Annotated in this window: 12 protein-coding genes and 1 pseudogene; 2 read left to right on the forward strand and 11 right to left on the reverse strand. The window is 42.6% G+C overall.

Annotation, left to right across the window (positions count from 1 at the left end; all coding sequences use genetic code 11):
• Positions 1–344: 344 nt before the first annotated feature.
• Both ABCM67_RS15465 and ABCM67_RS15470 read right to left on the reverse strand, forming a co-directional pair.
• Positions 345–617, reverse strand: a complete 273-nt coding sequence (locus ABCM67_RS15465) for a hypothetical protein (protein WP_044960934.1) — start codon at positions 615–617, stop codon at positions 345–347.
• Between the two features lie 145 nt (positions 618–762).
• A complete protein-coding gene (locus ABCM67_RS15470) occupies positions 763–1251 on the reverse strand; it encodes a DUF1648 domain-containing protein (RefSeq protein ID WP_175442986.1) in 489 nt (162 codons plus the stop codon).
• A 213-nt stretch (positions 1252–1464) separates the two neighbouring features.
• On the opposite strand from ABCM67_RS15470, the gene ABCM67_RS15475 reads away from it, so the two are divergent.
• A complete protein-coding gene (locus tag ABCM67_RS15475) occupies positions 1465–2847 on the forward strand; it encodes an NCS2 family permease (RefSeq protein ID WP_173776235.1) in 1383 nt (460 codons plus the stop codon).
• Positions 2848–2910: 63 nt separating this feature from the next.
• On the opposite strand, the gene ABCM67_RS15480 is transcribed toward ABCM67_RS15475, so the two are convergent.
• From ABCM67_RS15480 to ABCM67_RS15495, 4 genes are all read right to left on the reverse strand, one after another.
• Entirely contained in the window at positions 2911–3765 is an 855-nt protein-coding gene (locus tag ABCM67_RS15480; protein ID WP_015526335.1) for a YitT family protein, read from the reverse strand.
• The gene (locus ABCM67_RS15485; RefSeq protein WP_015526336.1) at positions 3762–4115 is read right to left on the reverse strand and encodes an arsenate reductase family protein; all 354 of its coding nucleotides are present in this window, start codon (positions 4113–4115) and stop codon (positions 3762–3764) included. Before ABCM67_RS15485 ends, ABCM67_RS15480 begins: the two co-directional genes overlap by 4 nt.
• Before the next feature lie 108 nt (positions 4116–4223).
• Complete coding sequence (locus ABCM67_RS15490; protein WP_147602704.1) at positions 4224–5012, reverse strand: zf-HC2 domain-containing protein; 789 nt, start codon at positions 5010–5012, stop codon at positions 4224–4226.
• Complete coding sequence (locus ABCM67_RS15495; protein ID WP_147602705.1) at positions 4996–5493, reverse strand: RNA polymerase sigma factor; 498 nt, start codon at positions 5491–5493, stop codon at positions 4996–4998. Before ABCM67_RS15495 ends, ABCM67_RS15490 begins: the two co-directional genes overlap by 17 nt.
• Positions 5494–5650: 157 nt before the next feature.
• Between ABCM67_RS15495 and ABCM67_RS15500 the strand changes: the two genes are divergently transcribed.
• Positions 5651–7141, forward strand: coding sequence for an RNA-binding domain-containing protein (locus ABCM67_RS15500; RefSeq protein WP_021650622.1), 1491 nt, complete (start codon positions 5651–5653; stop codon positions 7139–7141).
• Positions 7142–7311: 170 nt separating this feature from the next.
• On the opposite strand, the gene ABCM67_RS15505 is transcribed toward ABCM67_RS15500, so the two are convergent.
• The 5 genes and pseudogenes from ABCM67_RS15505 to ABCM67_RS15525 all read right to left on the reverse strand — a co-directional run.
• Complete coding sequence (locus ABCM67_RS15505; protein ID WP_342993007.1) at positions 7312–8982, reverse strand: sensor domain-containing diguanylate cyclase; 1671 nt, start codon at positions 8980–8982, stop codon at positions 7312–7314.
• Positions 8983–9163: 181 nt separating this feature from the next.
• Positions 9164–10591 carry a glycoside hydrolase family 1 protein gene (locus tag ABCM67_RS15510; protein WP_015526340.1) on the reverse strand — a complete coding sequence of 476 codons (1428 nt, stop codon included), beginning with the start codon at positions 10589–10591 and terminating at the stop codon, positions 9164–9166.
• A gap of 70 nt (positions 10592–10661) precedes the next feature.
• Positions 10662–12548 (reverse strand): beta-glucoside-specific PTS transporter subunit IIABC, encoded by a 1887-nt coding sequence (locus ABCM67_RS15515; RefSeq protein WP_174088329.1) that lies wholly within the window; start codon positions 12546–12548, stop codon positions 10662–10664.
• A gap of 123 nt (positions 12549–12671) precedes the next feature.
• Positions 12672–13523 (reverse strand): PRD domain-containing protein, encoded by an 852-nt coding sequence (locus ABCM67_RS15520; protein WP_059086637.1) that lies wholly within the window; start codon positions 13521–13523, stop codon positions 12672–12674.
• 290 nt (positions 13524–13813) lie between these two features.
• A pseudogene (locus ABCM67_RS15525) lies at positions 13814–14437 on the reverse strand (hypothetical protein); the annotation flags it as partial.

The raw sequence follows: 14437 nt of genomic DNA on the forward strand, positions 1-14437 counted from the left end.
ACTTTGGACACCATACTACATGGTATTTACAGGAATAGACGACATTGTTGTTTGATTTATATGTTGTGTTCATATTTGTATTATACTATGGTTTATCAGTTAATACAATTACTATTTTGTCCATCTTCAATTACTTGCATAAATTACGATCAGAGTAATCACTACCGTAATAACAATACTGTTTAAAAGAAACGGATAAAATTAAAGTGTGCGTTCATATTGATGTAGTTATCAATGATGAATTTCTGCGGAAGGAGATGATGCTCCAGAGCCATGATCTCCTGATTTTCCTTAAAGGATGAAGCTTCTGATCCGCCAGCACTGGCACAGCTCCGGGATTTCCGTTACAAACCCTCCCGATACACGCTGTTGATCGTAGCCTGGGCGTGCTCCAGCTCTTTCTTCCGGACGATGGCTTCCCTATCACTTAAGATCGCCAGCATCTCATCGATCACATCCTCCACTCTGGGACTTGTCACCCTGTATAAATACCCCAGCATCCGTGTAGCTGTGTAATCGGTATTCATATGTTTATAGGCGATTTCCCGGCACAGCTCATCGGGATATCCCTTATCCTGAAGCGCTCTGTAAAGCTCATCTGTTCTTGTATCTACCATATGCTTCTGAGATTCCTTTCCTGTTTTTATTATAATTTCACCAAGCGGATATTCGCGATCCGCTTTCGCTGGTTCCATCCATATTCAGTACAATAAATCGAACATTTCCCTTTCACTCTGCTATATGATCACAAACACGACCGCTTCACGATTTATCATCCTCATCCATGCCAGTTTCTTTACCAGCCTTATATATCCCCCGGATCCCCAGGATCAATGTCACGAAAATCCCTGTGATCAGTATCCACACCGGCCACATAGGTGCCGTTCCCAGATTCCCGCTGATCCCGGCATCAAGACATACTCCAATTGATAACAGCTTGATCACAGACATCATTTTTGACGCGATTTCAAAGATATGCTCTCTGTTTTCCTCTGTCACCTCAACCGGATAATTCCACCACTGTGGAAATCTCTGACAGAACATCAGAAGTGCCAGGATCAGCAGCCCCAAAATCGGCTCCAGAAGAAGGCTGCCCTTCTTCCCATACCGGTCCGGGATCCCATGCACATTAAAATGGATCGGCACCCTCTCCGGCAGATTTCCCCAGGTGGCCACAAGATACATCACGTACCCAAGGATCATCAAAAAGCAGAGCACATCTGTAATATTCCGCAGTTTTTTCTCAGACATTATCCATCCCCCTTTCATTGCAAAATAAACCCGTCTGTAAATCGAATACTCTCTTTTCTGTATTTTACACACAAATTACCTGCTTGTAAAAGTATTTTGCAAAAAATTACCTTACATAACAATATCTGTTAAGCACTAACGATTGCATACGAAATTTTTATATGATAAAATAGACATGTTGTCCAAAAACATATTTAAGAAAGGGAAAGAAATATGTTAGAAAAAATCTTCAAGCTGTCCGCAAATAAAACGGACACCAAAACAGAGGTTCTGGCAGGTATCACCACCTTCATGACAATGGCCTATATCCTGGCAGTTAACCCGAACATCCTGTCCGCAACCGGCATGGATTCCGGAGCTGTATTCACAGCTACCGCACTGGCAGCCTTCCTTGGAACGTTGCTGATGGCAATCTTCGCCAACTACCCGTTCGCACTGGCACCCGGAATGGGTCTGAACGCATACTTTGCCTATACAGTTGTTATCGGTATGGGATACAGCTGGCAGTATGCACTGACTGCAGTTTTTGCAGAAGGTATCGTATTTATCGTTCTTTCACTTACCAATGTACGTGAAGCGATCTTCAATGCGATCCCTCTGAACCTGAAATCCGCAGTCAGTGTTGGTATCGGTCTTTTCATTGCATTTGTAGGATTACAGAATGCCAATATCGTGATCGGCGGCTCCACTCTGCTGCAGCTTTTCTCTGTAGATGGCTACAACGCAGCCAAGGGTGTAGAGGCTTCCTTCAACAATGTGGGGATCACCGTTATCCTGGCTCTGATTGGTATCATCGTAACAGGAATCCTGGTTGTTAAAAATGTAAAGGGAAACATCCTCTGGGGTATCCTGATCACATGGGGACTTGGAATCATCTGTCAGTTCGCCGGACTTTATGTTCCGAACCCGGAGATCGGCTTCTACAGCCTGCTCCCGGATTTCAGCAACGGACTCTCTATCCCGAGTCTTGCTCCGATCTTTGCGAAGCTGCAGTTTGACGGAGTTTTCTCACTGGATTTCCTTGTTATCCTGTTTGCATTTTTATTTGTAGATCTTTTTGATACTCTTGGAACTCTCGTTGGTGTCTCTTCTAAAGCAGGCATGCTGGATGAAAATGGCAAGCTTCCTAACATCAAGGGCGCACTTCTTGCAGATGCAGTTGCAACAACTGCCGGTGCAGTTCTTGGTACATCCACAACCACTACCTTCGTAGAAAGTGCTTCCGGTGTATCCGAAGGCGGAAGAACCGGACTTACCGCAGTGACAACTGCCATCTTATTTGGCCTGTCCCTGTTCCTGTCTCCGATCTTCCTGGCAATCCCGTCCTTTGCCACAGCTCCGGCTCTGGTGATCGTTGGATTGTACATGCTCAGCAATGTTATCAGCATTGATTTCAGCGATATGTCCGAGGCGATCCCATGTTATGTATGTATCATCGCAATGCCGTTCTTCTACAGCATTTCCGAAGGTATCTCCATGGGAATTATCACATACGTAGCAATCAACCTGATCACAGGTAAGGCAAAAGAAAAGAAGATCAGCGCTCTGATGTATGTACTGGCAGTGCTGTTTATCCTGAAATATATTTTCCTGTAAAATATGGCAAAAAAATTCCCGGGCGTTTTGTCCCGGGCGTTTTTTTATTCCAGCAAAATATTTTTATTTCTTCGGCTGATACCGCATATTCGATACATTATAAACCGTGATAAACGCTTTCGGGTCCTCCTGGTTTATAAACTTCATCAGCTTCTGATATTCACCTTTATCTACGATGGTGATGATCTCACGGCGTTTTTCCATGTTATAGGCTCCGATGGCCTCATAGATCGTGGCTCCGCTGTGCAGGTCATGAATGATAAACTGCCTCAGCTCCTCTTCCTTTTTCGTGATGATGCAGACACGCCGCTTGATATTATTGTCAAAAATAAAATGATCCAGAACGATTCCGTTAAAATACGTTCCCAGAATACTTAAGACCACCGTCTTTTTATCATACACAAGCGCCGCGGAAAGTGCCACGCACATACCGGAAAGAGACATGGCTTTTCCAAGTTCCATGTGGAGATACTTATTCATGATCTTCGCCACGATATCCAGTCCGCCTGAGGATGCATTCCGGTTAAAAAGAATGCTAAGTCCCACACTCACTACCAGAATATAACACAGAACATCCAGTTCCTGGCTGTCTGTCATGGAACCGAAATTTGGAAAAATGATCTCAAACAATCCCAGAAACAACGGCAGCATTACACTGGTATAAACCGTCTTAACTCCAAACTCTCTTCCACAGGTAAAAAATCCAATAATCAGCAATACCACATTCAGGATCATGGTAATCGCCGACAGCTGCAGCGGCACAAAGTTGGAAAGCACGATTCCAAGACCGGAAATACTGCTGACCGACGTATGGCTTGGCACCAGGAAAAAATATACCGCCGCTGCGATGATCGCCACTGCCACGGTGAGGATCACGGTTTCCTTAACGATATCCGCATAATTCAGTTTCTTTTTCATGATTTCAGATACTCTTCCCATTCTTTTTCTTTAGCGCCCACCAGCACCTTGTCTTTCCCAACAAGGATTGGTCGTTTCACAAGCATCCCGTCTGTTGCAAGAAGCGCAAGCTGCTCTTCCTCACTCATCTCCGGAAGTTTATCTTTCAGTTTCATCTCTTTATAAATATTTCCACTGGTATTGAAGAAACGCTTCAGCGGAAGACCGCTTTTTTCCCACCAGGCTTTCAGTTCCTCTGCAGTTGGATTGTCCGTCTTAATATCACGCAACGTATATTCTGCGCCACTCTCATCCAGCCATTTCTGAGCCTTTTTGCAGGTACTGCATTTTGGATAGCATACAAATAACATCTTATGTCCCCCTGTTCTTCGGCAGTAAATACGTAAATTCACTGCTGTCTGTTTTTTTGCCTACAGCACAGAATTTTTACAGAACTTTTTCACTGTACTGTCCAGGTTTTATTTTAACATAGACGATGCGGTATTTCTATCCTCTTGTTCCGACCATATCAGCTTCGATTCCTGTTTCATCTCATCCACAATTTTCTCCGCTGCATCCAGATCTCCCTTTGCTTCCAGCTCTGTTAATTCCAGGCTCTTCTTTCCGGCCTCCTCACTCATATAATAAACCTCTGTTACCGTTTCCGGGGTGCTGTCGTCTTCCGGTGATACTTCCTCTGTCTTTTTGGAAAAATCCTGAAGCAGCATGTCATCGCCTTTCAGTTCCAGAGTTCCTGCATATGGCGCGTCAATGGCGTAGACGAACTCTGTTTTTCCATCTTCTGTGTACTGTACTTTCATTCGGTTGATGAGATTATTGGAAGAATACAAACTGTTATTTTTTACGTACATTCCGCTATTTTCCAGGGTCATATATTTTTCGTTGAAATACCAGTGGTTGTAGCCTGCTGCCGCAGCGATGAGTGTCAGGATAACTGCCACTGCTGCTGTCAGCACTCTGCGTATTATTAATTTTTTCCGGATTTTTTTCAGCGCGGCTGCGCTTCCGGTATTTGCATTACTTTCAGTATTTTCCGTCCCACCAGTTCCACATCCTGCTACAGAAGCTACAGATGATCTTATCCGGGCCTGCTCTTTTCCCTGCTCTTCTTTCATGATCTCCAACATTTTTCTGCATTCCTGACAGGTTCCCATATGTTCTTCCACCAGCGCCCGACTGTCTTCGCTTAATATCCCATCTATATAAGATGGCATCAAATCCTGTATTACGTCACATGTAATCTTCATATTCCAGCTCCTCTCTGATCTTTACTCTTGCACGGTAATAAGTCACCCGCGCCCAGTTTTCACTTTTTCCAAAAAGTATTCCGATCTCACTAAACTTAAGCTCTCCGAATGTCCGCAGGGAAAAAACTTCTTTATACGGTTCCGAAAGGCCATGCAAAACTTTGTGGATCTCCATAGCCTGACTCCGCTGTGCCAGCTTTTCCTCAAAAATTTCTCCGCCATGGCTTTCTGCTGTTTCCGGCTGCTCCTCTCCGGGAAGTTGATTTTTCTGCTTTTTCAGATGGTCGTACAACGTATTCTTTGCAATCTGGCAAAGCCACACCCGCACATCGCAGTCATCACGGAACTGATCTGCTTTTTTCAGCGCCTTAAAAAATGTCTCCTGGGTCACTTCCTCAGCCAGCGCTCCATCCCGTGAGACAGAACGGATATACCGATATACAATGTCAAAATATGTCCGGTAAAGTTCCTCAATATTCATCGGTTCTTTCTTTTCCTCCCTTCTCACTTATAAGACGCACTGATCTCAAAAACGTTACAGAAAATTTCTAGTCTTTTAATTGATTTTTCTTTTTTACTTTGATACGATTAATCCAATTATATAAAAATAATAATATATTTTTCATGAGGTGATTACAATGTCCAATATCTTTGATATTACTAAATTCGACTTGTACAAAGAAGATAATCGCCGCGAAGTAAAGAAATCCAATGGTGGATTACCATCTTCTTTATGGGATACCTACTCTGCATTTGCCAACTGCTATGGCGGAGTAATCATCCTGGGAGTTGCTGAAAATAAAGACGGAAGCTGGAGAACTACAGGATTAAAAGCAGAAAATCAAGGCAAATTATTAAAAGAATTCTGGGATACTATAAACAATCGAAAAAAGGTAAATATAAATCTTCTCACCGACACTGATGTAGAAACCTTTAAACTCAATGATGATATGATCATTGTAATTTATGTTCCAATGGCTCGCCGTGAACAAAAACCGGTTTATATTAATGATGATATTTTTAATGGAACTTTTCGCAGAAATCACGAAGGAGATTATCACTGTACCAAACTCCAGGTTAAAACAATGATTCGAGATCAAACTGATAATACTATGGATATGAGTGTTCTTGATGACGTTCCTATGACTGATCTGAACTATGAAACCATACAGGGATACAGAAACCGTCACAGATCATTGAAACCAGCACATCCTTTTGGCCGCCTGGATGATTTTGAGTATCTTCGCAGCATAGGAGCTGCCGCTATTTCAAATATCGATAAGCAATTACATCCAACAGCTGCCGGAATGCTTATGTTTGGAGATGAATATAATATTGTTCGTCATTTTCCTGAGTATTTTCTCGATTATCAGGAAATACTTGATCCTTCAATACGCTGGACAGACCGCTTACAATCCAGTTCTGGAGAATGGTCTGGTAATATCTGTGATTTTTATTTCAGAGTTTATAACAAACTTATCACGGATATAAAAATCCCTTTTAAGACTGTTGATGGAAATCGTATCGATGATACACCTATTCACGAAGCCCTCAGAGAAGCATTAGCCAATTGTTTAATAAACGCTGATTTTTATGGCGTACGTGGTATTGTTATCAGAAAAAATACTGAAAAAATAATATTTGAAAACCCTGGTTATTCCCGAACTGGTAAACAACAGATGCGTAAAGGTGGAATATCAGACCCTCGAAATAAAATATTAATGAAAATGTTTAATCTCATCAATATAGGTGAACGTGCCGGAAGTGGTGTTCCAAATATTTTTAATACTTGGGCAGATCAGGGGTGGCCTGAGCCAATCATTGAAGAAGAATTTGATCCAGACCGCACTATCTTAGTTCTTACTATTAAGAAAAAGCGCCGTACAAAAACAAGCAGTAAAAAACAAGCGATAAAAACAAGCGATAAAACAAGCAATAAAACAAGCAATAAAACCTTTCAACATATGAATAAAATAAAAAAATATCTGTCCAAAAACGGGCCTTCAAAAACAAGCGATATCGCTTCTTATATAAAATTAAGCTCTCCACGAACCAGAGCTATATTAAACGAAATGCCTGACGTATCACATGATGGTCCTAATAATAATAGAAAATATTTTTTGAAATAAACGTTTCTTATAAATAAAGCCCCTTGTTTCACAATCGCAAAACAGGGAGCTTTATTTTTTTATTCAAAACCAATGCGTAATTTCCGACGGCCGGTAACCTTACATCTGACGATCAATCAGCTGCAGTATCTCGGACATTCCTCGTACACTCTGCTCTCTGCTACATACCTTCACATCCTTCCATGCTTTTCATAATATTTCTTTTTTTCCGCATACATAAGATCATCTGCTCTTCTCAGCATTGTCTCAAGCTCCGAAGAGCTTTCCTCCCAAACAACGCCAACAGAAACACTGATCCTTTTGGCAGCAATGCTGTCACAGATATCCCGGACCTTACTCCGGAAAACCTTCTCATCCATGTCAAAACAGATGAGTACAAATTCATCGCCACCTACCCGGTAAGCATTTTCCGGCAGAATCGCAAGCATGGAACGCGCTGTATTTATGATCAGCCTGTCTCCAGCCTCATGTCCGTAAAGATCATTCACCCGTTTCAGACCATTGATATCAATATATGCTACTCCTGTTTTTATCACTGTTTTTGCCTGCATGCCTTCCAGAACCTGAATATACCTGTTCCTGTTATACAAGGTCGTCAGCATATCACGATAGCTCATGTACTGCAGACGCGCCTTTCGCTCCTTGGCTTTCAGGCTGTCCGTTAAAAAGTACTGTATGGACGACAGCAGCGTATGATCCTCATAATGCAGCCTCGGATTATCTACCCCGAGAAATCCTATGATCTTTCCGTCACTGTTTAAAGGAACGGCCAGCAGCCTGGTAATGTCCTGCATCTTCAGAGTCTCATAATACGGTTGCCCCTGCTCCTCCTCAATATCCGGAATATAATACAGGCCATTTTTCCGAAAGCTGTCCATCCAGATATCCAGCATTTCCATGGGAACCTCCTGAAGATTATCCTTCTCAGCAGTCACTCCGTTCATGGCATACTCATAGGTATTTGTACAGACATTCCTCTTTTCATCGATCTGAACAATATAACTGCGATCTCCGTCAAAATACCCGCTGATAATACGCAGCAGATTGGAGATCGCCGCATCTTCATCTTCTCCTGATATCAGCTCCGCAATACATTTATTCAGTATCGTTGCGATCTCAAGTCTTTCCTTTATCTTGCCCTCTCTGCTTATCAGCTGATACATTTCCTGATTCAGCTCCGTCATCGTCACGATAAACATAATGATCATGGAAATACCAACAGAAAACTCAATCAGCGACATTCCATACCAGAATGCCTGCACAGCTGCCGCCACTGCCAGAAGTACAATGCATGACAGCATAGAGAACAGGAGCTTCCGGCTGACTTTCTTTCTGTATTGGAGCAGAAGCATAAGATCAATTAACATACCTGCTGCCGGAAGAAGGATTGACATAATATATAACGGTGCCCGATGGTAATAATTATCCACATCTATGTAATAATACCAGTGAGTAAACTGTGAGAGCACCACAAAAGCAGCCTCCACGGCAGCAATAACATATCCGGCTTTTACTCTTTTTAATGTTCTCCGCTCTTTTTTCGAAAACAGATAAACACACACATAAATATGAAAACACACCAGGACTACGTCACTTAAAAGAAATACGAGAAAACTCGAAATACGGACCATCACACTGCCCGGAACTCCGGGATATCCGCTGAAAATATGCCCCAGGGCATCCATCAGCAATAACAGGGAAGCAAAACTCTCCATCAGGACAAGATACCGCCGCTTTTCCCTGTTATAATTACTGCTCAGAAATATACATAATGCTGCTATGGCGCAAAATGCACATCCCCATATAAGTATTGCCACCTGCAGTACTTTTTCATCCGGCATAAAAAACACTCCTCACATTCGTCACTTACAATAAGTATTACACTTTACCGTGTAAAAGTCAACCTTCCAAAAAAATCCCGGAGTATATTGTCATACTCCAGGATTTTGTCGTCAACCGGATAAAAGCAACCGCATTCGCTACATAATTCTACACCAGATAACTGCTTCGCAGTTGATTCAGTTAAAGCTCTTCCCCGCAGGATTCAATCACTTTTTTGTACCAGTAAAAAGAATCTTTGCGGATTCTGGAAAAGTCTCCGGTCCCGTCATCATTTTTATTTACATAGATAAGACCATAACGCTTCTTGAATTCTCCGGTGGAGGCACTGACAAGATCTGTACAGCCCCAGCAGGTGTAGCCGATCAGATCTACTCCGTCATGGATTGCTTCCTTCATCTGCTCTATATGGCGGCGCATATATTCAATACGGTAATCATCGTGAATCTTTCCATCCTCTGTCAGCTGATCCACGGCCCCAAGACCATTTTCCACGATCATGATCGGAATCTGATAGCGGTCATAGATCTGGTTCAGAACATAGCGAAGACCAGTTGCATCGATCTGCCAGCCCCAGTCGGAAGCTTTCAGATATGGATTTTTCAGATTGTCACTTCCATTTCCGGCCGTTTTCTCTCCGTCCTTTGTCACGCTGACACAGCTACTGGAATAATAGCTGATGGTGAAAAAGTCCACCGTACCCTTCTTGAGGATCTCTTTATCCTCCTGAAGAACCTCCAGCTGGATTCCATGCTCCTCAAAGTATCTCGCTGCAAATCCCGGATAGTATCCTCTTACATGAACATCACCGGCAATGGAATTGTGGATCTGCCCAAACTGCTGTGCATATAAGATATCATCCGGATGGCAGGTATATGGATAACCATTGTGATAAGCAAGCATACAGCCAAGCATAAACTCCGGATCGATCTCATGAGCCATGGAAACTGCAAGTGCACTTGCTACCAGCTGGTGATGCATTGCCTGATAACGGCTCTGCTCACATACATCCTTCGGGTCCAACATTCCTGCACAGAATACTGCACCAAAGTCCTGCGTCAACATATTGATCTCATTAAAAGTCAGCCAGTATTTTACCTTACCTTTATATCTCTCAAATAAAACCTTTGCAAATCGAAGATAGAAATCGATCATCTTACGATTTTTCCATCCGCCATACTCCAGAGAAAGATGAAGGGGATTCTCATAATGAGAGATCGTTATCAGCGGCTCAATGTTATATTTTCTCAGTTCGTCGATCACATTGTCGTAGAACTTAAGGCCTTCCTCATTTGGAGTTTCCTCATCCCCATTTGGGAACACTCTGGACCAAGAAATAGAAAAACGATATACCTTAAATCCCATCTCTGCAAAAAGAGCAATATCCTCTTTCCAGTGATGATAAAAATCAGTCGCCTGGTGATTGGGATAAAATTCTTCCGGTAACGGTGCCGGCGGTGTAAGACGACGTTCCTTATCCACACTTCCTCCTGTCAGGACATCTGCAATGGACGGGCCTCTGCCATCCTCATCCCAACCGCCTTCATACTGGTTTGCAGCAGTTGCTCCGCCCCAGAGAAAGTTTTCCGGCATACGGTTATAATTTTTCATATTTTAATTTTCTCCTTTTTACAAACATCAGGCGGATCTGTTATCTCCGCCTGATGTTTCGTTGTTATTCTTATACAATAGTCAGGAATTTATCTCCTGCATTTACAGCTGCATCTTCTTTTTCCATGCATACTGCTTTGATATAATCAGAAATATTGGTCACAACAACCGGTGTGATCAGATCATATCCTTCTTTCTTAATGGCATCCATATCGAATTCCACAAGAAGCTTTCCTTTTTTTACCTTATCTCCCTCAGAAACATGGGATTTAAAATATTTACCATTTAAATTTACAGTATCAAGTCCGATGTGGATCAGAATTTCTGCTCCACTTTCTGTCACAAACATGATTCCATGTTTGCTGTCCATGATATTTGCCACCGTACCATCTGCCGGTGCATAAACCTTACCTTCTGATGGAACGATTGCTGCTCCGTCACCTAAAACCTTATCAGCAAAAGTTTTATCCGGAACATCAGAAAGTGCTTTTACAGTTCCTGCTACCGGTGCACAAAGCTCGATCTTCTCTACAAGCGGAGCGTTCTGCTGTGCCGGCTGTTTTTCTGTATCTGTGTTCTGTACTTCATCCTCTGTCTCAGCCTTTACATCCTCAAATCCGAAGATAAGCGTAAGAACAAAAGCAGCTACAAAAGATACCACGATCATAATGATTCCATAAAGCAGATTGCTTAATCCCTTCTCACCGATAAACGCCGGGATCGCCATGATACAATTCTGTGCAATGTAAAGAGAAACCTGAAGAAGTCCTCCTACGATACCACCGATTCCGGCTGCGATGGAAGCTGCTACAACCGGTCTTTTCAGTTTCAGTGTAACACCATACAGAGCAGGCTCTGTGATACCCATAAGAGCGGAAACACCGGCTGCACTTGCCAGCTGTTTCATGTTGCTGTCCTTGGATCTTACAGCTACTGCAAGAGAAGCTCCGGACTGTGCAAGGTTAGAGCATACCTGAGATACAAAGATCAGTGTATCAGTACCACCGGTTGCAATGGCATTCAGTCCGATTGGTGTCAGCGCATGGTGCATACCGGTCATAACGATGAACGGGAAGGTTGCTGCAAGGATACCTACAATAACGAAACCAAGTTTTACGGACAGGAAGTTGATGGCTACCGCAAGTCCGTTACCAATAATTGTTCCGATCGGTCCAACTACGATCAGGGCGATCGGTGCACTGATCAGAATTACCAGTGTCGGGTTCAGGATCAGTTTTACCATTTTCGGTGTGATCTTATCAACCAAAATCTCAATATAATGTGTGATCCATACCATCAGGATAACCGGAATAACGGAATAAGAATAGGTTGCTTTTGTGATCGGCAGGCCAAACATTGTGATGGCTGCATCACCGGCTACCATAGTTACAAAGGTAGGGCTTAAGTAAACACCGGCAATAAACAGCGCCAGTGACTGGTTCACGCGGAAAACCTTGGCAGCATTTGCTGCGATCAGGAACGGCATGAAGTAGAACGTAACATCTCCGATAAAACTGATCACCTGGTAGGTACTGCTTGTTTCTGATACCAGATGAAAAGTTGTCAGCAGAGTAAGTACAACTTTGATCATACCGGCTGCAGTCAGGGCAGGGATCATCGGGGTCATACATCCGGTGATGGCATCGATAACTTTTGAAACAACACTCTTTGAGCTGTCAGAGTTCGCTGCCGGTGCATCATCGGTAGGAACACCTTTGTCCTCCAATGCCTTGTAAACAGCGTTCACTTCATTTCCTGCGATAACCTGGAACTGATCTTCATGCCAGTTAACGCCGGAGATCTCAGAAAGCTTTAAGATCTCTTTCTCGTTGATCTTCGATCTGTCTTTCACATAGAAACGAAGCCTTGTCATGCAGTGGAACAGACGGGTGATATTCTCTTTTCCGCCCAGCGCTGCAATCAGTGTGTCTGCAGTTTTTGCATAGTCCTTTTTCATTTGGGGACCTCCTTTAATAATAAATATTGAAATTTATATTAAAGGTCTTGCCTGAAAAGATACGCACATGGCACGTATTTCAGTAACAATCCATTAACACCTAATTTATAAAACAATCTCTTTTCACAGATTTTTCAGACGTTTATGGTCTTCTGTGATCTTCTGGATATGAATCGTCAGATACAGCATTTCATCCTCAGTCATAGCGTATTTATATTCCTCTTCCATCATAAGATAGATCATTTTCACACAGCCGTAAGCTTCTCTGTACTGCTCCTTAATGATCTTGAAAAGCTCCTGATTCTCATCATAGTGAAGCTCTTTATGAAGGAATCTCTGAGCAAAATATTTCAGATGCGTGAGAAACCGCTGATAATACAGATTATCCTCCTGAAATTCCATATTGTCATAATACTTCTCCACGATGTCCAGGATCTGATGTACGATAATGGAAATCTGATAGCTGTCCGTCTTGCCGCCATCTTCCGCATTCACAAAATGCAATGCAAAAAATCCTGCTTCATCTGCAGAAAGATCTACCTCGAACATCTCATTTACCTTTTTCAGTAATTCCAAGCCGATCTCATATTCCTTATGATAAAGCTGCTTGATATCCAGAAGCAGCATATTCTGAAGGCGGATTCCGTTTTCAAGTCTGGAGATCGCACCCATGATATGGTCGCTAAGGGAAAAATAAATACTGTCATTTAATTTCATCCCCTCTTTTTCCTTCACTTCATTTACAAAAGCTTCCACAAAATCCAGATATTTTTCCGGAATAGCAGTCAGATAACCCTGTATCTCCTTGCTGATCTGGGCATTTTCCGCAGTAAAGATCTTCTCGATCCTGGACTCCTCCACTTGCTGTCCTTTCTTTTTCTGAAAGGCAATTCCGCAGCCCTTTACAATAACTTCATGTCCCTGTCCATCCCTGGACAGTATCAGATTATTATTCAAAATCTTATGGATAACCATAGTCCTGTTCCCCCGCTGCCAAACAAATAAAAAAAGACCATTACAGTATATAGAAAACCTATTCCTATACTACTATAAGGTCTTGCCTGACGATAAATAAATATTTCAGTAACAATCCTTCTGATTCGTAACTATTTAATAACTGTACGTAATAGTATCAGAAAAAATATATGTTGTCTATCTGGAATATTTAATAAAATATTTATAATATTTTTGTGAACTTTGACAAAATCCCCTGATGATCCTGCCATACGGATCAACGGGGGATTTTCTGTTCAGCTTTTTATTCTTCAGATCTCTTTTCCCTTTGTCGCAACGGCATGTACAACAAACGGTACAAACAATGTAATAAACGCCGCATATCCAAGGTATGCATATCCCTTCTTAACAACTGTCATCAGACCGAACTGTGCGATGGCAAATGCCAGGAATGTAAAGATTGCTGTAAAAACTGCATTTCTTCCAAGGTGTCCCTGCGCTTTTTTCTCCGGGCTGTCCATACGGCGCTCCACTGCATTTACACAGCGGGTCACAATACCAGAGATCATATTTACTGCTGTGGAGATAGCTCCAAGGATGATCAGCAGAGAAATGATCGGTGTCAGGATACCGGCACCTACACCGTTCTGGACAAGTACCAGCATCGGTACCGATGCAGATGCCAGTTTACTTACATATGCAATGGCAAGAAGTCCGAGGATGGAAAGCTCCATTGCACAGAAATTGCATACAAACATCCAGATCGCTGCTTTGTTGATCTGTTTTTCGTCCGTTACATCCTCCATGTGCTGGTACATAACAGAAACAGATGCCAGCTGGAAGAAGAAATAAAGGACTGCTGAATAGAGGGCCGGTCCAAAGGCTCCGCTCTCGGAGGAAAGTACAGTCATTTCTCCGGAGGACATAGTATGGAT

This window comes from Blautia sp. 2227st1_G12_2227SCRN_220401 (genome assembly GCF_039062885.1).
In the GTDB taxonomy this organism is placed as follows: domain Bacteria; phylum Bacillota; class Clostridia; order Lachnospirales; family Lachnospiraceae; genus Blautia_A; species Blautia_A fusiformis.

Coding starts and splice junctions, on each gene's coding strand:
- ABCM67_RS15480 (WP_015526335.1), bottom strand. CDS start 3,765: ATGAAAAAGAAACTGAATTATGCGGATATCGTTAAGGAAACCGTGATC.
- ABCM67_RS15515 (WP_174088329.1), bottom strand. CDS start 12,548: ATGAAAAAGGACTATGCAAAAACTGCAGACACACTGATTGCAGCGCTG.
- ABCM67_RS15500 (WP_021650622.1), top strand. CDS start 5,651: ATGTCCAATATCTTTGATATTACTAAATTCGACTTGTACAAAGAAGAT.
- ABCM67_RS15505 (WP_342993007.1), bottom strand. CDS start 8,982: ATGCCGGATGAAAAAGTACTGCAGGTGGCAATACTTATATGGGGATGT.
- ABCM67_RS15465 (WP_044960934.1), bottom strand. CDS start 617: ATGGTAGATACAAGAACAGATGAGCTTTACAGAGCGCTTCAGGATAAG.
- ABCM67_RS15470 (WP_175442986.1), bottom strand. CDS start 1,251: ATGTCTGAGAAAAAACTGCGGAATATTACAGATGTGCTCTGCTTTTTG.
- ABCM67_RS15520 (WP_059086637.1), bottom strand. CDS start 13,523: ATGGTTATCCATAAGATTTTGAATAATAATCTGATACTGTCCAGGGAT.
- ABCM67_RS15495 (WP_147602705.1), bottom strand. CDS start 5,493: ATGAATATTGAGGAACTTTACCGGACATATTTTGACATTGTATATCGG.
- ABCM67_RS15475 (WP_173776235.1), top strand. CDS start 1,465: ATGTTAGAAAAAATCTTCAAGCTGTCCGCAAATAAAACGGACACCAAA.
- ABCM67_RS15490 (WP_147602704.1), bottom strand. CDS start 5,012: ATGAAGATTACATGTGACGTAATACAGGATTTGATGCCATCTTATATA.
- ABCM67_RS15510 (WP_015526340.1), bottom strand. CDS start 10,591: ATGAAAAATTATAACCGTATGCCGGAAAACTTTCTCTGGGGCGGAGCA.
- ABCM67_RS15485 (WP_015526336.1), bottom strand. CDS start 4,115: ATGTTATTTGTATGCTATCCAAAATGCAGTACCTGCAAAAAGGCTCAG.